We start from the raw sequence: 26,310 nt of genomic DNA, 5'->3' as shown, positions 1-26,310 counted from the left end.
ACTCAGCGAACCGCTCAGAGAATCAGCAAGGCGCGAAAGTCGTTGACATTGGTGAAGCTGGGCCCGGTGACCAAGAGATCGCCCAGGGGCGCGAAGAAGCCGCGGGCGTTGTGGGCGTCCAGCTCGGCGCGGGGGTTCAGGCCCAGGGCGCGGGCGCGGGCCAGGCTGCTGGGCGTGAGGAAGGCGCCGGCGTTGTCACCGACACCGTCGATGCCATCGGTATCGGCCGAGAGGCCGTAGACGCCGCCCTCGCCATCGAGGGCGATGGCGCAGGCCAGCAAGAACTCGGTGGCCCGGCCGCCCTGCCCGAGCGCTTGCCCCGGTGGCGGGGGCTTCACGGTGACCGTGGTCTCGCCACCCGAGATCAGCACACAGGGCTTGGGAAAAGGCTGGCCGCGCCGCGCCACCGCGCGGGCCAGCGCCGCATGCACACGGCCCACCTCGCGCGCCTCGCCCTCGACCTCGTCGCTGAGGATGTGAGCGGCCAGGCCCAGCGCGCGCGCGGCCTCGGCCGCCGCTTCCAGGCTCATCTGCGGCGTGGCCAGCATGCGCAGCCGCTGCTGGGCCCAGAAGGCCTCGCCCGGCTTGACCGTCTCGAAGGCGCCCAACTCTAGCCCGGCGCGCGCCGCAGCCGGCAGGCTCAGGCGGTAGCGGGCGCAAATGGCCAGGGCATCGCGGCAGCTGCTGGCATCGGCCACCGTGGGGCCGGAGGCGATCACGCCGGGTTCATCGCCAGGCACATCGCTGATCAAGAGGGTCAGGACCTGCGCGGGCGCGCAAGCCGCCGCCAGGCGCCCGCCCTTGATGGCCGAGAGGTGCTTGCGCACGCAGTTCATCTCGCCGATCGAAGCGCCGCTGTGCAGCAGGGCCCGGTTCAGCGCCTGCTTGTCGGCCAGACTCAGGCCCGCGGCCGGCAGGCTCAGCAGGGAGGAGCCCCCGCCCGAGATCAGGCAGATCACCAGATCGTCGACGCTCAGGCCCTGGCACAGGGCCAGCATGCGCTGCGCCGCGGCCTGGCCTGCGGCGTCGGGCACCGGGTGGGCGGCTTCGACCAGCTCGAGGCGCCGCGGCCGGTAGCCCGGCGGGGTGTGGCCATAGGCCGTGATCACCAGGCCCGAGACGGGCGCGTCGGCCGGCCATTGCGCTTGCAAGGCGGCCTCCAGCGCCTGCGCCATGGCGCCGGCCGCCTTGCCGGCCCCGAGCACCAAGGTGCGGCCACGCGGTGGCGCGGGCGGCAGCTCGGCCGCCAGGGTGCGCGCCGGCAAGGCGCGGTCCACGGCCGCCTGGTAGAGCTGGCGCAGCAAGGCCTTGGGGTCGGGCAGGGTCAAGGCTGGGCTCCGGCCTCGAACCAGCGGCCCAGCAGGGCGCGCTCCGCGTCGGTGATCTGGGTGGCGTTGTTCATGGGCATGAGTTTTTGCACCACGGCCTGCTGGTAGAGCGCCTGGGCGTTGTGACGGATCAGCTCGGGGCTGTGCAGCTGCACCCCCTTCTGCGCCAATTGTGCGTTATGGCACATCACACAGCGCTGCGTGACGATGGCTTGCACCTCGGCCATGCCCGGGGCTGCAGGAGCTGATGCCGCTGCTGCCAATGCATCTGGGGCCGGCGCCGACCGCGGCGCCATCCAGACGATCAAGCCCGCCAGCAGGGCCAGCGCGGCCGCCACAAAGCGCCAGTCCTGCACGCCTTTGTGGCGCTGGACGAAGAACACCCGCACCAGCACGCCCACCGCCATCAGCAGCACCAGCACCAGCCAGTTCTGGGCATGGCTGTAGAGCATGCCGTAGTGGTTGGACAGCATGGCAATCAGCACCGGCAGGGTGAAATAGGTGTTGTGCACGCTGCGCTGCTTGCCGCGCTGGCCGAACACCGGGCTGACCGGCCGGCCGGCGCGCATGTCAGCAATCACCTGCTTCTGGCCCGGGATGATCCAGAACAGCACATTGGCGCTCATCATCGTGGCCAGCATGGCGCCGATGATCAGAAAGGCCGCACGGCCGGCAAACAGCTGGCTGGCCGCCCAGCTGGCGCCCACGACAAAGACCGCAATCAGGCCCAGCACCCGGCCGTCGTTGCCGATGCTGCCATCGGCCTTGCGGCCGAAGCGGCGGCAGATCTGGTCGTAGACCAACCAGCCCGAGGCCAGAAAGCCCAGGGCCGCGGCCACAGCGGCCGGCGCACTCCAGGCATGCACGCGGGGATCGATCAGATAGGTGTTGGCGTTGGCCAGGTACAGCAGCACAAAGAGCGCAAAGCCGCTGATCCAGCTCCAGTAGCTTTCCCAGTAGAACCAGTGCAGCTGCTGCGGCAGATCAGGCGGCGCCACCATGTACTTCTGCGGGTTGTAGAAGCCGCCGCCGTGCACGGCCCAGAGCTCGCCATCCACGCCCCGCGCGCGCAGCTCGGGCGCGCTGGGCTTTTGCAAATGGTTGTCCAGCCAGACGAAGTAGAAGGAGGCGCCGATCCAGGCAATGCCGACGATGACATGCAGCCAGCGCAGCAGCAAGGCAGCCCAGTCCAGCAGATAGGCGGGCGAGAAAACATCCATGGTTGAAGCGGTTCCGAGTCAGAGGCGGCTCACCACAGGCGGGCGCTGTGAGCTGCAATCCCTGTCGCGTGGGGCCAGCGCAAAGCCTGGCCCGACTCCTCTGCCCGCCGCCGCGGGGCAGCCGGGCCGCGCGGCACGCCGGCAGCGCTCCGCTGCGACGAGTGGGCAAAGTGTATACAGTTCCGCCCCACCCGCCTGTTCGGGTTTTCTTTCAGTCGACGCTCTGACAGGCCCGGAACGCCATGCTCAACGGCGCTTGGCTTTGGCCTTCGCCGCTGGCTTGGAGCCTGACTTGGCGGCCGGCTTGACTGCAGCCCCGGCCTGCAGTGCCTCGGCGCCCGTGCGGGGCCGATCCGCGCGCAGCGCCCGCCCGGGTAGCAGGCGCGCGGCCAGGTCGGCCAGGCCGGCCGCGGTGCGCTCCAGCGCCTCGTCACGGTAGCGCACCAGGGCCAGGGCATCGTGGAAGCGCGAGAGCCGCTCCAGCCGGTTGACCATGGCTTCCAGCTGCGCCGGTCGGGCGCTGACGCCGTCCAGCGCTTGCAGATAGGCACTGGCGAGATCTTCCTGCGCGCGCCGCCCTTCTTCGCCGGCACGCCCCAGGCTGCCGTCAAGCAGGCGCTCGACCAACAAGGCTTCGGGCTGGATCAGCAAGTCCCAGGGGCTGGGCTCGATGGCGAACTTCTGCGCCGCATCGCGCCGGCATTGCTGGGCCAGGGCGATGGCCGCGTCGCGCTGGGCCGGGCTCTGCCAATCGGTCAGGGCATCCAGAGCCAGGCGGTAGAGCGCATGGCAGGCGCTGAAGCTATCGCTACCCGGCTGCCCCTCGCCGGCCTTGTAGGCCGCCACGCTGTTCTGCAAGGCCTGGTCCATCAAGCGCGCGGCCTCATCGGCCGCCGCCATGTCCAGTTGGCCGCTGAGCAAGCGCCGCGCCTGCAAGCTGGCCAGGCGCTGCCAGGCGCTGCCGCGCAAGGCCGTGCGCTCGGAGTGGTTGGAGGCCGGAAGCGCGTCCTGCGCTGCAGCGGCCGGCCCGGCCAGCAAGACATCGAGGCCGTCGAGGCGGCGCAGGGCCAGCTCGATCAGGCCGGTGTCCAGAGGCTCGGCTGCGTGAGAGCCAGGCTTGCCCGCCTTGCCCGCCTGGGTCGAGCGGCTCAGCGCGTCGACCGCCTGCGCCTCGCCGAGGCGCGTCTCCACATCGACCAGCTTTTCCAGATCCGAAATCGGCACGGCGCCGCTGCGATCCACCGCCTGCACCGCGCGCAGCAAGGCCTCGCGCGCCTGCTCCAGCTGGCCCAGCTCCATCCAGGTGCGGCCCAGCGCCGACTGCAGCTGCGGCAGCTCCAGCCAACCGGCCGGGCAGCGCCGGTCCAGGGTGTCCTGCACACGCTGGCCCAAGGCCTCAAGCTCACGCGCACTCAGGTGATCGCGGCGGCGCGAGAGATCCGCCCGCAGCCGTGCCAGCTCGTCCAGCCATTCCTCGGGCGAGACGAACAGGGGCGGGCCTCCACCCTCGCCCACATCTGCACGGCGGGCCTCGTCCCCGCCCTGCCCCTGTGGTTCAGCCATCCAGCCCGGGTCGCCATAGGCCTGGAAGGCGCCCCAGGTGATGTCCTCGGGGTGGCTGTCCCAGACCGCACGGCGGGCCCGGAAGACGGCATCGCCAAAGCTCTGGCGGCGCAGCAGCAGCTGCTCGTAGAAGACCTGGCCGAAGCGCCGCGCCGATTCATCGTTAACAGCCCAGCCAGCGACGATGACACAGCGCACGCCGATCTCGATCAGCTCGCGGGCCACGCTGGCGGCCAGCTTGTTGCTGCCCTGGCCTTTGCCGGCCGGGTCCACCTGGCCGAGGTGGCAGCAGTTCAGGAACACCAGCTCGGGCACGGTCTCCATGGCCTCGATCTCGGCGGCAGTGATCAAGAGACCGTCCGAGAGCAGCACGCCGCTGCGCGCCTGACCATCGGCATGCGTGAGGTTGAACACCCCGTGGGCCGAGATGTGCAGCAAGCGCCAGGGCTGGCTGTACAGCTTGGCCAACACATCGCTGGCCCGAAGCCAGTTGCCGACCTGGGACTCGACCTCGTAGCCGATGCGGCTCAGCAAAGCCGTGATCTGCTGGCCCTCGGCTTCGGCGCCAGGCAGATCCGGCGGTGCAGCGCTGGCCTGGCCGCCGATCAGCGGGAAGCCCTTGGCAAAGCCCTCGCTGCTGGGGTTGGCGATCACCAGCGCGCGCCGGCCGCTGCCCTGACGCACGACATTGCGGAACCGTGGCGAGGCCAGCTGGCGCACCACAGCCGTGCGCAGGGCCAGAGGCAGCTTTTCCTCGGCCGGGCGCTCGGGGTCGTCACCGAGCAGCAGCTCCCAGGGCAGGTTGGCAGTGTAGGCATCGACCACCAGCACCACCCGGTCCAATTGCCGAGCGGCGTCCTTGAAGTCATGCGGCACCAGCAGCTGGAAGAGCAGGCGGCCGAAGTCTTCGTTCCAAATCGGATTGCCGATCTGCTGGCTGACCAGCTGCTCGATCAAACCCGGCTGCCGCTGCAGCGCCACCGATTCGGCCCGGGCGCGCTGGCCGACATAGGTGTAGCGCAGGCGCTGGGCGAGCGCTGCGGCACTGTTGCCGGCCGGAGCAGGGGCATCGGCGCTGCGGTCGGCATCGGCGACGATCAGGCGCGGCCAGTAGCTGGCACTGCCGGCATCGAAGAGGCGCGAGCGCAGGCCCTCGCCCTGCTGCAGCTCACCGCGGCAGAGCAAGGAAGTGCCCTGGCGCTCGGCCTGGTCACTCAGCGTGGCGCTGAGCTGGCGCAAGGCATAGGTGGCGCTGATGGCGGTGTCGAGGTAGAGCTCGATCAAATCCAAGCGGCCGATGCGGATGTTGAGACCGGTGGTAGCGAAGAAGCGCGCATTGGCCTCCATCACGCCGCGCACCAGAGCCTCAACCGAAGCCGCCACGGTCAGATTGGCCGAAGAGTTGTAGCCCAGCAGCAGGCTGGCCAGGGTCAGCTCTCGCTCGCCCTTGCCCAGCACATCGATGACCTGCAGCAGGTAACGCAGCGCGCCGGTGCGCACCGCCTCGGTCAGGTCGGCCGGGTTGAGTGGCACATCGTAAGAACCCAGGCCGGTCACCACGGCACCACTGAGGTTGCCGCGGCGGCGCTCGGCATCACCGGGCACGCGCAGCACCACCACGGCAGAACCGCGGCTGCCGGCATACAGGCCCAGGCTGTGGCGCTCGCTGAGCTCACCGCTGAGCAGCTCGCGGTCAATCAGGCTCTCGGCACCGGCAATCGGGTCGCGCAGGTAGTGGCCCACCATGATGGGATCGGTCACGAAACGCAGATCCATGGCACGCACCTGGACCTCCAGCCGTCGCTTGGTGCGGGCCGGTACGCGGTCGCGGGCCGAGGCGCCGAGCAGGCCGCGCAGCAAGGCATCGGGGTCCTCGGCGCTCGGCGGGCCGGCGTCGTAATGCGTGGGCATGGCCTGCTCGATGGCACGCTGGGCCGGCGGGTTGACGGCCAGGCGGGCGGTCTGCCCCGAGGTCAGCAGCTCCACCAGCGCCGGGAAATGGGCCGGCGTGGCCAGCAGGTCACCATGCGCGGCCGGCATGTAGAAGAAGCGGCCGATGCCGCCGATGCGGCCGGAGTCCCAGCTGACCGTGCCATCGCCACGGGTGGTGCCCACCATCTTGAGCCGGCGAGAGTTGTCCTTGCCTTCGATGCGAATGCCGCATGGCGTGTTGGGCGCCTGGCCAAAGATGTAGACGCTCTTGCTCGCGTAGGCCAGAGGCAGGCTGGGCAGCCCCGGGCCATCCTGCTGCCACAACCAGCTGGCGGCATCCAGCACGGGCTGGGGCGGGGTGCCGGCGCGGCCGTTGCCGAACCAGAAATCGCGCACCAGGCCTTTGAGCTCGGCCCAAGTCTCGGCCTGTTGGTAGGCCAGGCTGACGCCCCCCTCGGGCAGGCCCTGGAAGGTGTCAACAAAGCCAGGCTTGGGCAGCAGCTGCAGAGCGCCGCGAAAGCCGGCAATGATGTCCAGCACCTCCTGCATATCGTGGGTCATGTCCAGGCGCACCAGGGTGCGCAAGGTGTCGCCTTTGCCGATCAGGTTCTCGACCATGGAGTGCGCGCCCTGGTGCGGCGTGCCCAGCATCAGCAGACGGGCGCCCTCGCGCGCCATCAGGCTGTCCATCACCGCGCGGCGCTTGTGGATGCAGGCACGCACCACCAGGCCACCCATGCTGTGGGCCAGCAGGCGAATGGGTTGGTCGCTTTCCTTGAGCAGGCGATCGAGGAACTGCCCCAGGCGCTCGGCCAGCACGTCAAGCGGCTGGCGCCAGTCGTAGGGGAAAGGCTCGACCCGGTGGCTCTTGCTCAGGTGCTCGCACAGCTTGCCGTAGAACATGGCGAACAGCTCTTCGGCTTCCACCCCGGCCCCACCCTCCTGCCAGACCAGCTTTTCCAGACCACCCGCAGCAATGTCCAGGGGATCGAACCAGACCCGGTCTTTGGGGCCGGCGCGCAGATGCGAGCCCATCACGCCGGGCAACACCACGACGATGGGCCGCGTGTCCGCGCCCACCGCGCGGCTGCTGCTGGCCGCCAGGGCGGCGGCCATGGCCGCGGCAAAGTCGGCCTGAGCCGGCAGGTCGTGAAAGTTGGGCAGGCGGGCCGGCTCGCTGTGGGTCAGCCAGTCGCGCAAGGCGCTGCGTGTGTCGGCATTGACGAAATAGCGGAAGTGCGAAACATCGGCGCCGCGATCGAACAGCACCCGGGCCGAGAGCTTGGGGGCGATGCCGGCCAGCATGGCGCTGGTGTTGACGACCAGGTCGTTGTCGTCCATGTCGAAGAGCAGGTAGTCGGTCAACATCACGCCCACCCGGCGCAAGAGGCCGCCGCCCTCGATATCACCGGCAATCACCGCCATCTGCGTGCCGGGCCGCACCGGCGCTTCGCGCAGCAGACGGGCCAGCGGCGAATCGGGCAGCATGGCCTCGATGCCGGGCACCAGGTGGGCATCGGTGCGGTTCTTGGCGATCTCGATCACCACGCGCTTGAAGGCCGAGTACAACGGGCTGCCGAAGAACACCGGCACGCGGCCGATCAGGCTCAGCAGGCCGGAGAGAAAGACATCGAAATTGCCGCTGGCCAGCTTGGTGCCGCTGGCCGGCGAGGCGGCACGCACATAGCGCTGCACCACCAGGCGGCGCTCACGCAGCACCCGGGCCAGGGTGCGCAGCTGCTCGCGCTGCTCGGCATGTCCTGCATCCAGCTCAGCGCGGATGCGCTGGTTCTCCGCTTCATCGGCCACGCCCGTGCCTTCGAAGGCATAGGCATAACGCTCGATCAGATCGTCAAATTTGTCCAGGCAGAGCAGATCGGCCACCAGGCCGCCGCGGGAGTGCGAGACCAGGTTGACATGGGCGCCGATGGGCAGGGAGCGCGCCAGGGCGATCGCATTCTCGATCGGGCTTTCGGACAGGGTGCGGTGCTCGAAGGCAAAGATGCCACCGCGGAAGCGCGCCTCCAGCGCGCCCCAGAGATCGCGGTCGCCGTTGCGCAGCTCGCCAAAGCTGCCCAGCGAGCTGGAACCGGTGCCATGCACAAACACCAGCATGGGCTGGGCCGTGGCCGGGTCCACCGGCGTGAGCAGGTCCAGGCCGTGCGGGGCCAGGTCTTGCGCTTTGCCGGTGGCCGAGACCCAGCGGTACAGCCCGGGCTCCTGGTCCAGCTGGCACTCGATGGCCCACATCAGCGCCCGGGTGCCGGCCCAGGTGACGCCGAGCTCGGCCTTGTCTGCCAGCTTGCTCAGAGCCAGCTTGATGATGCCATCAGGCTTGTCGCCGGCCGCGAAGGTGAAGACCCTGCTGATCAGGCCGCCGACGGCCTCGCCCAGGCCGCGGCTGGGGGCGGCGCCTTGCTGGCGCAGCTGCTCCAGCAGGATGGCACCTGTCGCAGGGTCGAGCAACTCGGGGTGGCTCAGGCGCAGGCTTTGCTGCAGGCGTGCGGCACTGGTGATCAGGCTGCTGCCATCGGCCAGCTCGATCAGCATCAGGGCATCCGGTGCCAGCGCAGCCTCATGCTGGGAGGCACCGGCCACGCTGCTGCGCGCGGCCGGGCTGGTCTCGAAGCTGGCCAGGGGCTGGAGGTAGCCGGCCGGAAAAAACACATCGCCCTGCTCTTGCGGCGTGCCCGCCGCGCGGGTGGCTGGCATCAGCAGCTGAGGCAGCTGAGCCTGGCCGCTGGCGCGGGCACTGAGGCGCAGAGGGATGGGGGCGGCAGCAGCGGGCATGGCGGGCTCCAGCAAGGCTCAGACAGTGAAAGGCTTTTGCGCAAGAAAGGCCGCAGCCGGCCCCAGGACGAAGAGATTGGGCGACTGGCTGGGCGGCAGACCGGCGCGGATGCGGGCATGGAAGGCCGAGTAATTGCCGCTGAAGGCGCCGTTGTTCCAGACCTTGAGCAATTGGCCGGTGAAAGCGCCGTTGTGCGGACCGTCCATCGAGGTCTGGTTGTCTTGACAGCCCGAGATCAAGAGCACGGCCGGCCGGAAGCGCCCCACCAGCTTGCTGGCCTGCGCCGCGGCCCCCACCAAAGCCAGGGCCGCATCGGGGTCCACAGGTGCGGCCGAAGCCGCCCTGGCCGCCGCCTTCATCACATCGTCCTGCAGCTTGTCGTAGAAGGCCTGGTGCTCGCGGTAGACGCGGTTGGCCACTTCTTCGGGCATGAGCTTGGGGCGCTGATCCGGCGGCGGTGGCGGCGGTGGGAAGGCGCGTGTGACGCTGCCGCTGTGGCAGCTGTCGGACAGCACCAGGATGCGCACACCGGCGGCAAAGCGGCTGAGCTCGAAATAGAGCTCGTCATCGATCAGTTGGCCGTCAAACAGGCACCAGGTCTCGTCCTTCTTGTCCGGCTCGTCGCCATTGCTGTCGGCCACCTGGCCGCCATGGCCGGAGTAGCTGAGCAGGAAGAAATCACCCGCCTTCAAGCTCTTGGCCGCCGCACGCATCTGTGCCAGCACGGCCGCGCGCGTCGCCTTTTGCGTGAGCAGCACCGCGGGTTTGGCGATGCCCTGGGCTTTGGCTATGGCCGCCATGTCCTGGGCATCGAACTCGCAGGCCGCCAGCGGCCCGCTCCAGCCCCCGTAAGCCGCCGGGCTGACGGCATTCAGGCCGATGTGCAGGGACGCTGCCTTGGGTATGAGCAGCGGCTTGGAGGCGGCAGTTTTCTTGCTGGCCATGGTCGGATCTCCTGACAAAGATGAACGCGGAGGGTCTCGGATGAACGGCCAGCGATCTCAGCCCGAAGCGGCCGGCGCGGAGCCGGCGGCCATCTTGGGCGACATGCGAACAGGACGAAACCCCTAGGTTCAGATTGCCCAAACAGCCACGGGTTTCACCCAGGGTGCGCGGGCAACAAATCGCGCCAGGGAAAAAGAAAAGCCGCAGGGGCATGCCCTGCGGCTTTGCGTCGACTTCGTGCCCGTGAACGGCCCACAGGGCCGCAGCGCTCAGGCCCTGTTGCGGCGGCGACCCAGCCAGCCGATCACGCCCAAGCCGCTGAGCAGCAGGGCATAGGTTTGCGGCTCGGGCACGGCCGCCACGGCGGCGACACCGGTGTCGGTGAAGTCGGTGAAGATGCCGTCCACGCCCATCTTCAGATAGGCTTCCATTTCCTTTTGCGGGTCGTTGAAGCCCAGCATGGAGGCGTCGTTGCGGAAGGTCCAGGTGTGGACGAACAGGCCGTTAGCATGGGCCGCTTCGATCACGCCGGTGCTGCCGTCGATGCGGCGGTCCTGGCCGTTGACGATGCCATCACCGGTGCGGTCCACGCCGTCAGCCACGGTCTTGAGCAGATAGGGCTTCCAGGGGCCGACGCCGTCGGCATAGGTCGCGACGAAGGACAGGCCGACGTTGCTGACCAGATCGGCAAAGGTCAGCTTGCCATTGCGCACGGCCACATCGAAGGGGCGGTCGTAAGGTGCCACCAGAGACATCGAGCCGTCGGCATTGACGTCATCGGCATCAACCAGCTGCACCAACTTGATGTCCGTCTTGGTGTTCAGGTACTGCAGATTGCTGACTTCAAAGCTCTGGATGAAGACCGGTGCGGCGCCCGTGTTGCCGTAGGCAGCGTGCAGGGTCGAGACCAGCTTGTCTTCAAAGTAAGTCTTGCCGAAACCCAGGCTTTGCGAGACGCCCTGCATATAGGTCGAGTGCTTGAGCTCGGGATAGATGCCGATGGTGCGGCCGGTCTCGATGCTCTTGGCCTTGGCCAGCGCAATCACTTCGTCCAGGGTCGGGACCTTGAACTGGCCATCGAACTCGGTCGGGCGGCCGGCGCGGGTCTGCTTGGCGCCCAAGGTCTTCAGTTCGGCCAGAGTGAAGTCTTCGACGAAGAACTGGTTCTCGTACTTGACGCCATCGATGGTCTTGGTCGTCATGCGATCGGCAAAATGGGCCAGCGAGCGCACATTGGTCGAATCGCCGATCACCGGCTCGTGGCGGGCCACCAGCACGCCGTCGCGCGTCATCACCAAGTCGGGCTCGATGTAGTTCGCGCCCAGTTGGATGGCCTTGGCATAGCCTTCCAAGGTGTGCTCGGGCAGGTAGCCCGAGGCGCCGCGATGGGCGATCACCAGCGGAGCCTTGCCATCCAAAGTATTCCAGGCTTGTGCCGGCGCGGCGGCCAAGCCAGACAAAGCGGCCACAGCGGCCAGGACGGTGAAATTCAGATTCGTGTGCATGGGGGGACTCTCCGGTCTACAACAACAAGACGTGAGCCATATTCCTCATTCCCCGTGAAAGTTCTCACCATGCCGATGAACGTTCATGAGCCAAACGGACTACCTGCAAACATCCAGCAGCGGATGTGGCAGGGGCTGGTTCTGGCACAGAGCTGCCGTTGAAGGTTAGGCTGGTGCCACGGTGCATCGGGCAAGTGCTTCCGCTCATGTCCCCCGGCCCGCGCTTCGCGCGGCCCTCCTCCTTTACTTCGCTTCAGCACTCACCCGACACCCCTTGTCAGTGCGACCGCTCGGCGTTTTCGCCGAAGGAGCAAGGCCTTGCTGGATCGGGACGGCTGGGTGCTCTGCGAAGTGAAGTCAAGGAGGAGACCCCAGCCGCGGGCTGGGGTCGGGGGACATGAGCGGAGCAGAGCGCCCAGTCGGCCCGATCAACAACCGATCCAAGGGCTGCTTCGTACCTACAGCCGCCATCCCCAAGGATGGATGCTGCGCAGCAAAAAGGGGCGAATCCCCCCGGACTCGCCCCCTCCTTGGATATCCAATGTTTGCCGTGATTCAGCGCATGCTCAAACCGCCTCGCGCGGCCTTGACCGCACCTTCGCCAAGGGCGGCGCCGAAGCGCTTGGCAAGGCGTTCGGCCACGTTCTCGCGCGGCGTGTAGTCGATCACTTCCTCGGCCTTGACCACCTCGCGGGCGACATAGTCCAGGTTGCCGAACTCATCGGCCAAGCCCATCTTGACGGCCTGTTCGCCATTCCAGAACAGGCCGGAGAACATCTCCGGCGTTTCCTTGAGGCGCTTGCCGCGCCCCTCGCGCACCACGGCAATGAACTGCTGGTGGATCTGGTTCAGCATGGCCTGGGCGAACGCCTGCTGCTTGGGCGAGACCGGGCTGTAGGGGTCCAGCATGCCCTTGTTCTCGCCGGCGGTGAGCAGACGGCGCTCGACGCCCAGCTTGCCCATCAGGCCGGTGAAGCCAAAGCCGTCCATCAGCACACCGATCGAACCCACAACCGAGGCCTTGTCCACATAGATCTCGTCTGCAGCCGCGGCGATGTAGTAGGCGCCCGAGGCGCACATTTCCTCGACCACGGCAAACACCTTCTTGCCATGCAGGGCCTTGAGGCGCTGGATCTCGTCGTAGACGATGCCGGCTTGCACCGGGCTGCCGCCGGGCGAGTTGATGCGCAGCACCACGGCCTGCGAGCCGGGGTCCTCAAAGGCATCTTTCAGAGCCGACAGGATCAGCTCGGCGCTGGCCTCGGTGTCGGCCGCGATCTCGCCGCGCACCTCAACCAAGGCGGTGTGCGGCGTGTTGTTGCTGGGCCGGTGCAGATGCGGCGGGTACAGAAACAGCCAAGCACCGAAGGCCAGCACCAGCAACCAGAACATGCGGAAGACCAGCCGCCAGCGGCGCTCGCTGCGGCGGTCGCGCAGGTACTCGCGGGCGAATTCGGCCAGCAAAGGCTCATACGCTGCGGCGCCGGACGCCGGGCTGGCCGCAGCGGCGGCCGCTGCTGTCGCAGGGCCAGGCCGCGCGGCCGGCTCGCTCGCCAGCGGAGCGCCTTCAATCACCGGGTCCGCAATCGGCCGCGGCAGTTCGTCATGGTTGCTCATCTTGGGGTACGGCTCGTTCTGTTCAGAGTGTTCGTTCGGGGCGAGCCCCGAAGAAGGCCGAAAAAGGCCGCGAAAAGGGCCAAATCGATCCGGGGTCGCCTGGTTTGGCCGCCAGCCTACTCGGCTTTGGGTGCCGGCGCTGCGGGGCGGGTGTCTCGGGAAGGATACCAATAGACCACGCCCTCGCGCTCCTGCACCTCGATCTTGGTCAGGCCCATGCGACCGCACATGCCGGTGACGCAGCGGCCGGTCAGCGGGTCGTACACCGCGCCGTGAATGGAGCACATGATGTACTGCTTGTCGCCATCAAGGAACTCGCCCTCCTGCCAATCCATCTCGGTCGGCACATGGGCGCAGCGGTTCAGATAGGCCACCACCTGGCCATCGAAGCGCAGGGCAAAGGCCCGCGCCGGCTCGCGGTACTGCTGCACATCAAAGGTGTGGGCACGGCCACGCTCCTGCAGCGCCTCGGAGTTGCACAAAGGCAGGCCCTCGGCTTGTGGCGATTCCGAAGACGGCGGTGGGGTGAGGCTGGGCGGGAGGCTCATCGAGGGCTTCTTGTTCAAATCCATCAAGGCTGAAATCAGGACAGGTCGGCGGACCACCGGCCCTCAGGCATGCTGCAGCAGCCATTGCTGCAAGTCAGCCACGCTGTGGGCCACATGCAGGGGCTGGAACTCGGCAAAACTGCGGTGATCGTGGGCACCGTAGCTGACCCCGACGCTGGCACAGCCGGCGTTCAGCGCCAGCTGCAGGTCATGGGTGGTGTCGCCAATCATCAAGGTGCGCTCGGGCTCCGCACCGAACTCGCGCATCAGCTCCAGCAGCATCTGCGGATGGGGCTTGCTGCGGGTTTCATCGGCAGTGCGGCTGCCATCGAAGAGCTGGTCCAGGCCGACCGCGCGCATGGCCTCGTCCAGGCCGCGGCGGCTCTTGCCGGTGGCGACCGCCAGCCAGTGGTGGCGGGCCTGCAAGTCGGCCAGCATCTCCGGCACCCCGGGAAACAGAATCACCTCATGCTGGGCCGCCAGGTAATGGTGGCGAAAGCGCTCGCCCATTTCGGCAAAGCGCGCCTCAGGCAGATCGGGCACCGCATGCGCCATGGCCGCCTGCAAGCCCATGCCGATCACATAGCTGGCCTGTGTGTCGCTGGGCCGCGGCAGACCCAGGTCCACCGCCGCGTTCTGGATGCTGCGGGTGATCAGGGCCGTGGAGTCGAACAGGGTGCCGTCCCAATCAAACGCGATCAAATCGAAACGCTGAGGCCGGCTCATTTTGCGTCCTTGCTCGGCTTCAGGGCCGCAATCAAGCGCAGGCATTCCTCGGGCAGCGGCGCCAGCAGCTCGATCTCCTCGCCCTCGCGGGCCGGATGGTTGAAGCGCAGACGCTGGGCGTGCAGAAACATGCGCTCGAAGCGGTGCTCGCCGCGGGCCAGGGCCCGGTTGGCTTCGAAATCGCCGTACTTGGGGTCGCCGACGATGGCGTGGCCGCCATGGGCCAGGTGCACGCGGATCTGGTGCGTGCGCCCGGTCTTGATGGTGACGTCCAGCAGGCTGTAGCCATTCAGGGCCTGGGCCACCTTGACCAGGCTGATCGAACGCTTGGCCTGCTCGGCCTGCGGGTCGTGGGAACTTGTCACCGCCCTCACCCAGCGCTCGCCATCGCTGCCCACGAACTTGAGCAAGGGCACGTCGATCACCTTCAGATTGGCCGGCCAGACCCCGGCCACCAGGGCGGCATAGGTCTTGCCGGTTTCGCGCTCGCGAAACTGGTCCTGCAGCGCGACCAGGGCGCTGCGTTTCTTGGCGATCAGCAAAAGGCCCGAGGTTTCCCGGTCCAGACGGTGCACCAGCTCCAGAAACTTGGCCTGCGGCCGGGCCTGGCGCAGCTGTTCGATCACGCCGAAGCTGACGCCCGAGCCGCCGTGCACGGCCACGCCGGCCGGCTTGTTGATGGCCAGCAGGTGATCGTCCTCAAAAACCACCGGGAACTCGCGCGGCGGCACGTACTCCCCCGCGGCTTCCGCTGCCCGCTCGGGCAGGCGCACCGGCGGGATGCGCACCTCATCGCCGAGCTCCAGCCGTGTGTCGGCCTGCGCCCGGCCCTTGTTCACCCGCACCTCACCAGCCCGGATGACGCGGTAGACATGGGTTTTGGGCACGCCCTTGAGCTCGCGCAGCAGGAAGTTGTCCAGTCGCTGGCCGGCCGAACCGTCGTCGATCACCACGCGGCGGACCTGGGCGGCCGAGGGCGGCAGCGGGGCTGTTGCCTCGGCCACCGGCTTTCGCGCCGAAGCCTCCGACGTACCCAATGGGCGCGCTCCGGGCTTCACCGGCACCCGCTCGCCCAGCAAGGGGCCGGCTCGGCGGCCGCCGGCTCGGGCCGGCGCCTTGTTGCCCGGGCGGGCGGTTTTGTCGGTGGCCCGGCCGGGTGTTTTGGCAGCGCTGGCAGCGCCCGATTTGGGGCCGGACTTCCGGGTTTCTGTGGCGGCCGGTGCTCTGGCTTTAGCCCTTATAATGTTGCTCACCACGTTACTGCCGTAAGTATTTGATTTTTCTGATTTTACCCGGGCTCAGGCCCGCGCAGGATCGGGCAGGAATCAAGGCCAGACTCAGGTCAGGGCCACGGCGGCGAGGTGGCGATGGGGCTTGATGCCCGTCAAGCACGTGGTCTTGAACCCCATCAACAACTGGTGATGCAACACAAATGCCCAGCGGCGGGCCCTGTCCCCAAGTGACACGGCGGCGGCTGAGTGTGTGTGGCAGAGCGATGTAGAACGAACCACGCCGTATGGGCGCCGCCGACCTTTGAATCGCGGGGCGCATGGGGCATGCAGACAAGGTATTCCACGGCGGCAGGCCGGTCGATCAAGAGTCAGACCGCCTGCTGCTCGCGTCCAACAGTCCTCGCGGATGATTTCCCTCACTCCCCCCACCCCCCACCGCTTTGCATGCAGCCCCGGCCCCGCGCCGGCGAGGCTGGCGCGCCGCCGTGGCCGGGCCGCGCAGCATCCCCGGGCCTTTGGCGCCCGCGCTGCGCGTTCATGGGAGCGGGCCTCCGCGCCGCCTGTTGCGCCGCACGCGCCAACGCTGGCCCACTGAGCGTCCACCCACACCGGTGGCGATCAGGGTCAGTCCAGGGCGATTCCTTCCTCGGTTCCTCCGCATCGCCCGTGCATCGATGAGTCGCCGCCCGGCTTCGGTCCTTCCGGATTGACGCCGCCGCGGTGACGCGATGTGTGAGCGCGCGAACCGCTCGGGCCAGAAACCCGACGGCCGCGCGCGAGGAGTGATGTCAATGAAACGCATGCTGATCAATGCGACGCAGCCGGAAGAACGGCGCCTCGCAATCGTTGATGGCCAGAAGCTGCTCGACTTCGAGACCGAAATCGAAGGCCGCGAACAGCGCAAGGGCAATATCTACAAAGCGGTCGTGACCCGCGTCGAGCCCTCGCTCGAAGCCTGTTTCGTCGATTACGGCGAAGACCGCCACGGTTTCCTGCCCTTCAAGGAAATCGCCCGCCAGTACTTCCGCGAAGGCGTGGACGTGCGCACCGCACGCATCCAGGACTGCATCAAGGAAGGCCAGGAACTGCTGGTCCAGGTCGAAAAGGAAGAGCGCGGCAACAAGGGCGCAGCCCTGACCACCTTCGTCTCGCTGGCCGGCCGCTACCTGGTGCTGATGCCCAACAACCCGCGCGGCGGTGGCGTGAGCCGCCGCATCGAGGGCGAAGACCGCGAAGAGCTGAAGGAAAACCTCGACCAGCTCGAATACCCCAAGGGCATGAGCCTGATCGCCCGCACCGCCGGCATCGGCCGTTCCGCCGCCGAGCTGCAGTGGGACCTGAACTACATGCTCAAGCTCTGGACCGCCATCGACGATGCGGCCAAGGGTGGCAAGGGCGCCTACCTGATCTACCAGGAATCCAGCCTGGTGATCCGCGCGATCCGCGACTACTTCACCGCCGATGTCGGTGAAATCCTGATCGACACCGACGACCTGTTCGAACAGGCCCACCAGTTCATGAACCACGTGATGCCCGACCAGGGCCATCGCGTGAAGCGCTACCGCGACGACGCGCCGCTGTTCAGCCGTTTCCAGATCGAACACCAGATCGAAACCGCCCACAGCCGCACGGTCAACCTGCCCTCGGGCGGCGCCATCGTGATCGACCACACCGAAGCGCTGGTGTCGGTGGACGTCAACTCGGCCCGCTCGACCCGCGGCGGCGACATCGAAGAAACCGCCACCCGCACCAACCTCGAAGCCGCCGATGAAATCGCGCGCCAGATGCGTCTGCGCGACCTGGGCGGCCTGATCGTGGTCGACTTCATCGACATGGAAGAGTCGAAGAACCGCCGCGAAGTCGAGCAGCGCCTGCGCGATGCCCTGCGCAATGACCGCGCCCGCGTGCAGTTCGCCTCCATCAGCAAGTTCGGCCTGCTGGAAATGAGCCGCCAGCGCCTGCGCCCGGCCCTCAGCGAAGGCAACCACATCACCTGCCCGCGCTGCAACGGCACCGGCCACATCCGCGACACCGAGTCTTCGGCGCTGCAGATCCTGCGCATGGTCCAGGAAGAGGCGATGAAGGACAACACCGCCGCCGTGCATGTGCAAGTGCCGGTGGAAGTGACCTCCTTTCTGCTGAACGAGAAGCGCACCGAGATCACCAAGATCGAACTGAAGCAGCGCGTCACCGTGCTGCTGGTGCCCAACAAGCACCTCGAAACGCCCAACTACAAGCTGGAACGCCTGCGCCACGACGACCCGCGTCTGGAAAACCTGCAAGCCAGCTACACCATGATCGAAGAGCCGCAGGACGAGGTGGGCATCACCCGTCGCGGCGACAGCGACAAGGGCCGCAGCAAGCAAGAGCCGGTGATCAAGGGCATCCTGCCCGAGCAACCCGCGCCCATGCCCACGGCACCGGCCCCCAAGGCCGAGCCGGCAGCACGCGCCGCATCGCCGGCCGCAGCACCGGTGGCCGCAGCCCCGGCCGCTGGCGGTGGCTTCTTCGGCTGGATCAAGAGCCTGTTCGGTGGCCCGGCAGAAGCCCCGGCCGCGGCCCCTGCTGCCGCCAAGCCGGCCGCAGGCAGCACTGCTGCAGCAGCAGGCGGTGAGCGCAAGCGTGAAGGCGGCCGCGAAGGTGGCCGTGACGGCGCCCGCGGTGGCCGTGGTGGCCGCGCCGAGCGCGGTAGTGAGCGTGGCGGCGAGCGTGGCGATCGCAACGGCAAGCGCGAAGGCGCAGGCCGCAACGAACCCCGCTCGGAAGCTCGCGGTGAAACGCGTGCAGAGGGCCGCCCCGAGCGCACCGAGCGTCCGGAACGCGCCCGCCGCCCTGAGCGCGCCGAGCGCCCGGAAGGCGCCGAAGGCCAACGCCCGGAACGTGCAGAGCGTCCGGATGGCCGCCGCCCGCGCGGCGATCGCCCGGAACGTGGCGAACGCAGCGAGCGCGGTGAGCGTGCCGAACGTGGTGAGCGCGTCGAGCGCAATGCCGAGCAGCAGCAAGCCGCTGCCGCCCTGCCCGCCAGCCTGAACGACACCCCCGCCGACTTCGTCGACACCGTGCCCGAAGGCGCGCTGAACGCTGGTGAAAACGGCGCCGAGGCTGCCGCTGGCGCCAACGGTGAAGAGCGTCAAGGCCGTGGCCGCCGCCGCCGCCGTGGTGGCCGTGACCGCGAAGAGGGTCGCAACGTCGAAGCCGGTGAAGCGGTTGAAGGCGCCGACACGGCCGAGGGCGCTGAGCCCAAGGCAGCGGCAGCCAGCGAGGCCGAGAGCGGAGCCGGCAGCGAAAGCGCCAACGGCGCCGCCGCTGAAGCTGGCAGCCACGAGTCTGGCGATCGCCCCGAAGCGGGTGAAGGCCAGGAAGGCCGCCGCCGCCGTGGTGGCCGCGATCGTGGCCGCCGCGAGCGCCGTGACGACCAGGCCGAAGGCCAGAGCAGCGAGCACGCAGCCGCCCAGGGCGACAGCGCAGAAGCCCAGGCCACTGCAGCCCCTGCGGCCGCACCGGTGCAACTGAGCCTGGCACCGGAAGCGAGCGACGCTGCAGCAGCCGCGACGCCGGCCGCTGCACCTGCCCCCGCTCCGGCTCCTGCTGCGCCTGCCGCGCCCGTGGCAGCGCCGGCCCCGGTCTTCGCTCTGCCGATGGACGAGTTGCACGCCATCGCCGCCTCCAGCGGTCTGCAATGGGTGAACTCCGACGCGGACAAGATCCGCGCCGCCCAGGAAGCCATTGCGGCCGAGCCCAAGCCGGTCCATGTGCCGCGCGTGCGCCCGCCCATGGTCGCCCTGGACGAAGGCCCGCTGGTGCTGGTCGAGACCCGCAAGGACCTCTCGCAGTTCAAGCTGCCTTTTGAGCAGTAAATAGAAAGAGGTAAGAGGCGTGCCCGAAGCTCTCGCCCTTTAGAGGGCTGGGCAGCCTAGACCGCCCCGCCGACAATGCCGCCTCGCTGCACCGCCAGCCAGGCGGCATTTTTTCGACCGGGTTTCAGCGCACGCGCCACCCAGGCCTTTCCCCTAAGCACCCCATCACACTCACCCGAGGGAGTCTTGTCCATCATGTTGACGTCTCAACACCCCAAGCGCAGCCTATTGACCCACGGCTTCAGCGCCCTGCTGATCCTCAGCGCCGGCCTGCTGCCGACCGCTCAAGCCGCCTCGGCCAAGCCCAAGGCCGCTGCCGCGGCAAGCGCCAGCGCCGCCACGAACGAAGTGGAACTGCGCTTCTTCCCCCTACCCCAGCAACGCCATCAGATCCATTCGGTCATGCGCATGAAGATGGACATGCGCATGGAGCCCTTCGAGGGCATGAGCGAGGAAGAGCGCGCCAAGATGGAGCAGGCCATGCAGGCCGCCAAGATGCCCATGAGCATGCGCAGCGAGTTCGATCAGCAAGTCACGACCACGGCCGCTGACAAGCAGGGCAACTTCCAGCTTCAGCTGCGCGGCAAGAGCCTGCCCCTGGAGATGAGCAATTCCGCTGGCGAGCGCGTCGGCCCGCCCAAGGCCACGGTCGACATCAAGATCGACGCCAAGCTGAACCAGAAGACCGGCAGCTTCCAGTCCATGAAGATGGCCGGCATGGATGCCGCGAGCAGCGGCCTGTCCGAAGGGCTACTCAAGCAATTGCTAAGCAGCATGAGCGCCCTGGAAGGCCGCCGCCTCAAGGTCGGCGAATCGGCCGAAATGCCGCTGGACATGGCCTTGCCAATTCCCAAAGGCCCGGGCATGGACCTGAAGATGCTGGGCCGCTACACCCTGGTCAAGCTGGAAAACGGCGTCGCTGATTTCGACGTCGGCGTGAACATCACCATGGCCATGAACGATGACAAGGCCGAAGCCGCTGTGGCAGCTGCCGCCGCTGCAAGCTCGGCCGCCAGCGCCCCGGATGCCACCGCCTCCGCGCCGGCCGCGCCGCTGATGACCGCCTCGGGCCAGGGCCAAGGCCGCATGAGCTGGCGCGTGGCCGACCGCCTGGTCCTGAATCAGGCCATGAACCTGGCCATGAACATGCGCATGCAAGCGCCGGGCAAGCCGGTGATGAACATGAAGGTGGACATGGAGATGGAAGCGAGCGGCAAGAACCTCAAGCGCTGAGTGTTTCAGTGGCGGGGGCCGGAAGCGCGTCCCCGCTACTGCGCTCGCTGCCGCGCCTCCCAGGCCCTCAGGGCCTGGCGATACTGGTCCATGGCCAGATCGTGCAGGTCGAAGATGCAGGGGTCGCAGCCATTGCCGCAGCAGGCGTCCAGGTCGGGTGCCACGGGCGGCTCGGGCCGGGGGTCGGCCGCCTTAGCCGCACTGGCAGCGTTGGCTGCATCAGCCATCGCAGGAGCGACGCCGGCATCCTTGTTCATGACCGCACAGCCTCCGGCTTCAAGGCAGGGTCTGCAAGGCCTGGTGGTAGGCCGGCTCATGCATGAGCTCGTCCCAGGTCAGTGGCGCCGATTGCGGCAGCAGGCCAGCGCGGCGGGCCTCGCTCTCGGCGCTGGGCTGCCATTCGCCGCGGGCCTGCGCGGCTTGCAAGCCGTCCAGGAATTCATCCAAGGCCCGGCCACCGTCGACATTCGACTGATTGCACAAGAGCACCAGATCGCAACCGGCCTGCAGGGCCGCCAGCGCCGCGTCCACGTAGCCAATCGCACGCCCTTCCAGCACGCGGGCGCCGGCCATGCCCAGGTCATCGCTGAAGATGGCACCGCCAAAGCCCAGGCGCTCGCGCAGCACCTCCTGCAACCAGCGGGCACTGAACCCGGCCGGGCGGGCATCGACCTTGGGGTAGATCACATGGGCCGGCATCACCGCGCCGGTGCTCATGACCAGCCATTCAAACGGCTTCGCATCCTCGGCCAGGATGGCCTTGAGGCTGCGCCGGTCCACGGGCACCTCGGTGTGAGAGTCGGCCTTGACGTAGCCATGACCCGGGAAATGCTTGGCGCAGCTGGCCATGCCGGCCAGCAACAAGCCATGCTGCAGGCTCTTGGCCAGCAAGGCCACCACGCGTGGGTCGCGGTGGAAGCTGCGGGTGCCGATGACAGAGCTCTCACCGTAATCCAGGTCCAGCACCGGGGCAAAGCTGAAGTCCACGCCACAGGCGCGCAGCTCGGCGGCCAGCACGAACCCGGCAGCCGTGGCCGCCGCGGTGGCCTGCAGCGCATCCTCCATCCATAACTCGCCGAGCCGACGCATGGCCGGCAGGTGGGTGAAGCCATCGGTCTGGAAACGCTGCACGCGGCCGCCCTCATGGTCCACACAGATCAACACATCCGGTCGGATGGATTTGATGTCGGCCGTCAGCGCCAGCAGCTGGGCGCGGCTCTCGAAATTGCGGGCGAACAAGATCAGGCCGCCGACCAGGGGGTGGCGCAGGCGCACACGCTCGGCCTCGCTCAGGCTCAGGCCGGCGACATCGAGCACCACGGGGGCGTGTTGCAGGTCTACTTCCATCGTCTTTGTCCGTCTTTCTGCGGCCTGGCTTCAGGCCAGGGTCTCGACCACCACAAAGCTGGTCGCGTAATCGGTTTCGTCGCTGACGCTGACCAGGGCGCGCAGGCCCTGGGCTTCAAACCAGCGGGCTAGCTCGCCATGCAGGCGGATCTCGGGCTTGCCACTGGGCGCGTTGAGGATCTCGCAGTCGCGCCAGTTCATGGGCATGCGCATGCCCAGGCCGATGGCTTTCGAGAAGGCCTCCTTGGCCGAAAAGCGGGTGGCGAGAAAACTCAGGCCCCGGCTCTCGGCGCGCGCACGGCGGGCGCGAAAGACCTCCAGCTCTTGCGGACCCAGCACTTTTTCCGCGAAGCGCTCGCCGCGCCGCGCCAGGGTCTCGCGCATGCGGCGGATGTCGCAGACATCGGTGCCGATGCCGTAAATCATGCCTCGGGCTCCAGCGGTGCCCAGCCCAGCAACTCATTGCGATGCTGCTGGCCGCCCAGTTCGAACCAGGCCTCGCCCCAGAGGCTGGCACCTTCGCGGCGGTAGAAACGCAAAGCGCCTTCGTTGCCGATCCAGGCTCTGAGCCAAAGCGAACGCTCGGGCCAGGTCTGGCGCGCCTGGTGCAACAGCTTCAAGCCCAGGCCCTGGTTCTGGCTGTGCGGCGCCACGTAGAGGCGCTTGAGCTCGACCGCTTGGCCGGACACAGCCACCGGGCAGACGGCGCTGTCGTCCAGATGTGCCCAGGCCAGCAAGGTGTCGCCCCGCTCGATCACCCAGTGACGGTTCAGATCGATGGACTGGCGCAGCAGCTGTTCGTCGAAATCACGCTTCAGGTACTCGGCCACCGTGCTGTTGACGCCGCCCTCGGCGGCATAACGGTCCAGCCAGACCCAGCGCGCCAAGGCGGCGATGCGCAGCGCATCGTCGGGCTCGGCCGGGCGCAGGTCGAGGAATGCCGGCTTCTTGCTGCTCATGTCGATGCTCATGCTGCGTAAGCGCGCTGGATGCTGCGCAGGTACTCGCGCACGGTCTCGGTGTAGCCCAGCTCCAGGGCATCGGCGATCAGGGCGTGGCCGATGGACACCTCCTGCACACCGGGCACGGCGCGCAGGAACAGGCTCAGGTTGTCGCGGTTGAGGTCGTGGCCGGCGTTGATGCCCAGGCCCTGGGCCAGGGCGGCCTCGGCCGTGCGGGTGAAGCCGGCCAGCACCTCGGCCTCGCGGGCAGTGCTGAAGGCGCTGGCGAAGGTCTCGGTGTAGAGCTCGATGCGCTCGGCGCCCAGCGCGGCCACATGGACCATGGCCTCGGGCAGCGGGTCCATGAAGAGGCTGACGCGCACGCCCAGGCTTTGGCATTCCGCGATCAGCGGCGCCAGGCGCTCGCGATCGGCCGGCAGGTTCCAGCCGTGGTCGGAGGTGAACTGGTCCTCGCTGTCAGGCACAAAAGTCACCTGGTGCGGACGCAGCTCACGCACATAGTCCATCAGGTTCTGGGTCGGGTTGCCCTCGATGTTGTACTCGGCATGCGGCCACTGCTTCATCAGCGCCGCCAGCTCGCGTACATCGGCCGGGCGGATGTGGCGCTCGTCGGGGCGCGGGTGCACGGTGATGCCCTGGGCCCCGGCCAGCAAGCAGGCCTCGGCCGCGCGCAGCACGCTGGGAATGCCCAGGTGTCGTGTGTTGCGCAGCAAGGCCACCTTGTTGACATTGACCGACAAGGCGCAGCGCTGGCCGTGCGAATGGACGGCCGAGGCCTCGGGAGCGAGCAAAGGGTTCATCGTTTCCAGTTCCAGCAAATATCAGTCAGGGCGGCCGGGGCTGCGCCCAAGCTTCAGTCGAGCAGCTTCTGCACATCCAGCATCACCTGGCGGGTGCGCAGCGGCTTGCCGCCCAGATGATAGTGAAGCAGGCCGCGCAGCGCCGACTTGAGCTGCGGCAAAACCGGGGCGCAGGCCTGCTGCAGTGCGGCCATGCTGCCGTGCAGCAGCGCGGCTTGCAGATGGATCCAGGTGCTGCCATCCAGGCCACCCGCTTCGATGGACAAGGGCTGGATGCCCGCCTCGGCGGACAGGCCATAGCTGCGTGCCAGCTGCAGCGGGGCCTGGGTCAAGGTCACGACGCTGAGGTCGGGCAGCAGGCCGGTCTCCACCAGCAGGCGCAGCTCAAACGCGCGCAGCGCCGCCTGCGACTGCGCATCCTCGTTGGCATGCAGCTGCGGCAAGGTCTGGGCATAGGCATCGAAGAGCAGCGGATGGGCATCCTGCCGGGCCAGCAGCTTGAGCAGCAGCTCGTTCAGGTAATAGCCCGAAAACAGCGCGGCGCCGGCCGGCAAGGTGCTGCCGCCGGCCCATTCGGCCGCGCGCAGGGTGACGACCTCGGCCGGGTTGCCATCCGTGGATTTGGCCGGTTTGGACAAGGTGACCTGGATGCGCTGAAAGGGCAGCAGCACCGCGCGCAGCTGCGAATACGGCCGCTTGGCGCCCTTGGCCACCACGGCCAGGCGGCCCTGCTCACGGGTGAAGAGGTCGAGGATGAGGCTGGACTCGCTCCAGTCGTACTGGTGGAGCACAAAAGCCTGCTGAACCGCAGGTGCGCGCGCGCCGCGGGCCATCAGCGAACGGGCCGGTCAAGCCGGTCAAACGAGAAGCACGCCAGCGGCTTCACTCGTAGCCGTAGGTCCGCAAATGTTCTTCGCTGTCGGCCCAGCCCGAACGCACCTTGACCCAGAGTTCCAGGAAGACACGGCCATCCATCAGATGCTCCAGCTCCTGGCGCGCCTCGGAGCCGATGCGCTTGAGGCGCTCGCCGCCCTGGCCGATGATCATGCCCTTGTGAGCATCGCGCTCGACCACGATGGAGGCCGAGATGCGGCGCAGCTCGCCCTCGTCTTCCCATTTGTCGATGATCACGGTCGAGGTGTAGGGCAGCTCGTCACCGGTCAGGCGGAACAGCTTCTCGCGGATGATTTCGCTGGCCAGGAATTTCTCGCTGCGGTCGGTCAGCGCGTCGCCGTCGTAGAACCAGCCCTGCTCGGGCAGGTAGGGCTTGAGGATCTTGAAGAGGCGCTGGACATCGGCGTCCTTCTTGGCCGAAAGGGGCACGAATTCGCTGAAGTTGCGGCGCTCCTGCATGCTCTTGAGCCAGGGGGCCAGATCGGCGCGGCGCTGCACGGCGTCCAGCTTGTTGGCGATCATCACCACCGGCTTGTCCTGCGGCAGCAGGGACAGCACCTTGGCATCGTCCAGGCCGAAGCGGCCCGCTTCCAGCACATAAAGCACCAGATCCACATCGCCGAGCACGCCGTGCACGGTGCGATTCAGGTTGCGGTTGAGCGCCGCGTTGTACTTCATCTGGAAGCCGGGCGTGTCCACGAACACGAACTGCGCCTCGTCCACGGTGCGCATGCCGGTGATGCGATGGCGTGTGGTCTGCGCCTTGTCCGAGGTGATGCTGACCTTCTGGCCGACCAGGGCGTTGAGCAGGGTCGACTTGCCGACATTGGGCCGGCCGACGATGGCGATCAGGCCACAGCGCTGGGGCGTGCCGTCGGCCATCTTGCCGCCGCTGGCTTGCGCGGCGGCTGCGGCCTCGGGCGACAGCGAGGTCGCGCCCGAGCCGGCCGCGGGAATGGGCGGCAAGGCATAGGTGACGACGGGTGCAGGAGAGGCCGACGAAGCTTCAGGCGAAGTGGCGTCGTCCGGCGTGGTGGGGGTGTGGGTCATGGGGTGTCGGCGCGGGGCCGCTCCTTGTCGCGCAAGCCAGAACTTGGCTTGTCGAGGGCAATCAGTTCGTCGAGCAGGCGACGGGCGGCTTCTTGTTCGGCAATGCGGCGGGACCGGCCTTCGCCGCGCGTGGCCAGCTTCAGCGCAGGCACGACGCACTCAACCTCAAAGGTCTGGGCATGGGCCTGGCCGCGGGTGTCGGTGATGCGGTAGGTGGGTACGGCAAGGCGGCGGGCTTGCAGCATCTCCTGGAGCGCGGTCTTGGCATCTTTGGCCCAGCGGTCGGTGGCCGCACCGGCCAGCAGATCGCCCAGCATCTTGCGCACCACCTCGAGCGCGGCCGGGTAGCCGGCGTCGATGAAGGTGGCGCCGATGATGGCTTCGAGGGCGTCGGCCAGGATGGAGGGGCGCTGCGCGCCACCGCCCTTGGCCTCGCCATCCGAGAGGCGCAGCACCTGGGGCAGACCCAGATCGAGCGCCAGGCGGTGCAGGCTGTCTTCGCGCACCAGGTGGGCGCGGATGCGGGTCAGGTCGCCCTCGTCGGAGCCGGCATAGCGCTCGTACAGCAGGCTGGAGACGGCCAGGCTCAGCACCGCGTCGCCGAGGAACTCCAGGCGCTCGTTGTGATCGCTGCTGAAGCTGCGGTGCGTCAGGGCGCGGCTCAACAGCTCCGGCTTGCTGAAGCGATGACCCAGGCGTTGTTGCAAGGCGAGAAGAGGCGCAGCACTGCTACTCATGCGGACACAGACGTTGAAAATGC

The 26,310-nt window shown here is 67.9% G+C and carries 19 protein-coding genes; 2 read left to right on the top strand and 17 right to left on the bottom strand.

Annotated elements, in window-relative coordinates:
* Positions 1–14: 14 nt before the first annotated feature.
* The 9 genes from OOB33_RS10380 to OOB33_RS10340 form a co-directional block, all read right to left on the bottom strand.
* Positions 15–1,328, bottom strand: a complete 1,314-nt coding sequence (locus tag OOB33_RS10380) for a glycerate kinase type-2 family protein (RefSeq protein WP_271008594.1) — start codon at positions 1,326–1,328, stop codon at positions 15–17.
* Positions 1,325–2,548 carry a urate hydroxylase PuuD gene (locus OOB33_RS10375; RefSeq protein ID WP_271008593.1) on the bottom strand — a complete coding sequence of 408 codons (1,224 nt, stop codon included), beginning with the start codon at positions 2,546–2,548 and terminating at the stop codon, positions 1,325–1,327. Before OOB33_RS10375 ends, OOB33_RS10380 begins: the two co-directional genes overlap by 4 nt.
* Before the next feature lie 246 nt (positions 2,549–2,794).
* On the bottom strand, positions 2,795–8,833 hold the full coding sequence (locus tag OOB33_RS10370; RefSeq protein WP_271008592.1) for a CHAT domain-containing protein: 6,039 nt from the start codon (positions 8,831–8,833) through the stop codon (positions 2,795–2,797).
* A gap of 18 nt (positions 8,834–8,851) precedes the next feature.
* On the bottom strand, positions 8,852–9,778 hold the full coding sequence (locus OOB33_RS10365) for a caspase family protein (RefSeq protein WP_271008591.1): 927 nt from the start codon (positions 9,776–9,778) through the stop codon (positions 8,852–8,854).
* A 270-nt stretch (positions 9,779–10,048) separates the two neighbouring features.
* Positions 10,049–11,284 carry a glycerophosphodiester phosphodiesterase gene (locus tag OOB33_RS10360; RefSeq protein ID WP_271008590.1) on the bottom strand — a complete coding sequence of 412 codons (1,236 nt, stop codon included), beginning with the start codon at positions 11,282–11,284 and terminating at the stop codon, positions 10,049–10,051.
* 555 nt (positions 11,285–11,839) lie between these two features.
* Positions 11,840–12,901: a S49 family peptidase gene (locus OOB33_RS10355; protein WP_271008589.1), complete on the bottom strand. Its 1,062-nt coding sequence runs from the start codon at positions 12,899–12,901 to the stop codon at positions 11,840–11,842.
* 116 nt (positions 12,902–13,017) lie between these two features.
* Entirely contained in the window at positions 13,018–13,449 is a 432-nt protein-coding gene (locus tag OOB33_RS10350) for a Rieske (2Fe-2S) protein (protein ID WP_271008588.1), read from the bottom strand.
* Between the two features lie 63 nt (positions 13,450–13,512).
* The gene (locus OOB33_RS10345) at positions 13,513–14,175 is read right to left on the bottom strand and encodes an HAD family hydrolase (protein ID WP_271008587.1); all 663 of its coding nucleotides are present in this window, start codon (positions 14,173–14,175) and stop codon (positions 13,513–13,515) included.
* Entirely contained in the window at positions 14,172–15,179 is a 1,008-nt protein-coding gene (locus OOB33_RS10340) for an RluA family pseudouridine synthase (RefSeq protein WP_271008586.1), read from the bottom strand. The genes OOB33_RS10345 and OOB33_RS10340 overlap by 4 nt, the downstream gene beginning before the upstream one ends.
* A 1,019-nt stretch (positions 15,180–16,198) precedes the next feature.
* Between OOB33_RS10340 and OOB33_RS10335 the strand changes: the two genes are divergently transcribed.
* Together OOB33_RS10335 and OOB33_RS10330 are read left to right on the top strand one after the other, a co-directional pair.
* Positions 16,199–19,264 carry an Rne/Rng family ribonuclease gene (locus tag OOB33_RS10335; protein WP_271008585.1) on the top strand — a complete coding sequence of 1,022 codons (3,066 nt, stop codon included), beginning with the start codon at positions 16,199–16,201 and terminating at the stop codon, positions 19,262–19,264.
* A 195-nt stretch (positions 19,265–19,459) separates the two neighbouring features.
* On the top strand, positions 19,460–20,497 hold the full coding sequence (locus tag OOB33_RS10330; protein ID WP_271008584.1) for a hypothetical protein: 1,038 nt from the start codon (positions 19,460–19,462) through the stop codon (positions 20,495–20,497).
* 35 nt (positions 20,498–20,532) lie between these two features.
* Here the strand turns inward: OOB33_RS10330 and OOB33_RS10325 are convergent, their stop codons facing one another.
* From OOB33_RS10325 to rnc, 8 genes are read right to left on the bottom strand one after another with little or no spacing between them, the layout of a single operon-like run.
* Positions 20,533–20,754: an oxidoreductase-like domain-containing protein gene (locus OOB33_RS10325; RefSeq protein WP_442952998.1), complete on the bottom strand. Its 222-nt coding sequence runs from the start codon at positions 20,752–20,754 to the stop codon at positions 20,533–20,535.
* Positions 20,755–20,773: 19 nt separating this feature from the next.
* The gene (gene nagZ / locus OOB33_RS10320; RefSeq protein WP_271008583.1) at positions 20,774–21,844 is read right to left on the bottom strand and encodes a beta-N-acetylhexosaminidase; all 1,071 of its coding nucleotides are present in this window, start codon (positions 21,842–21,844) and stop codon (positions 20,774–20,776) included.
* A 30-nt stretch (positions 21,845–21,874) separates the two neighbouring features.
* Positions 21,875–22,270, bottom strand: coding sequence for a holo-ACP synthase (gene acpS, locus OOB33_RS10315; protein ID WP_102767665.1), 396 nt, complete (start codon positions 22,268–22,270; stop codon positions 21,875–21,877).
* A complete protein-coding gene (locus OOB33_RS10310) occupies positions 22,267–22,803 on the bottom strand; it encodes a GNAT family N-acetyltransferase (RefSeq protein WP_271008582.1) in 537 nt (178 codons plus the stop codon). Before OOB33_RS10310 ends, acpS begins: the two co-directional genes overlap by 4 nt.
* Before the next feature lie 8 nt (positions 22,804–22,811).
* A complete protein-coding gene (locus tag OOB33_RS10305) occupies positions 22,812–23,606 on the bottom strand; it encodes a pyridoxine 5'-phosphate synthase (RefSeq protein ID WP_271008581.1) in 795 nt (264 codons plus the stop codon).
* Between the two features lie 53 nt (positions 23,607–23,659).
* The gene (recO, locus tag OOB33_RS10300; RefSeq protein WP_271008580.1) at positions 23,660–24,439 is read right to left on the bottom strand and encodes a DNA repair protein RecO; all 780 of its coding nucleotides are present in this window, start codon (positions 24,437–24,439) and stop codon (positions 23,660–23,662) included.
* 49 nt (positions 24,440–24,488) lie between these two features.
* The gene (gene era, locus OOB33_RS10295; RefSeq protein ID WP_102767669.1) at positions 24,489–25,550 is read right to left on the bottom strand and encodes a GTPase Era; all 1,062 of its coding nucleotides are present in this window, start codon (positions 25,548–25,550) and stop codon (positions 24,489–24,491) included.
* Entirely contained in the window at positions 25,547–26,287 is a 741-nt protein-coding gene (rnc, locus tag OOB33_RS10290; protein ID WP_102767670.1) for a ribonuclease III, read from the bottom strand. Before rnc ends, era begins: the two co-directional genes overlap by 4 nt.
* Positions 26,288–26,310 lie beyond the last annotated feature (23 nt).

The organism is Paucibacter sp. B51 (assembly GCF_027863535.1).
GTDB classification, from domain to species: domain Bacteria; phylum Pseudomonadota; class Gammaproteobacteria; order Burkholderiales; family Burkholderiaceae_C; genus Paucibacter_A; species Paucibacter_A aquatilis.
The sequence above is the reverse complement of the archived record's forward strand: the minus strand, read 5'-3'. Positions and strand labels throughout refer to the sequence as shown.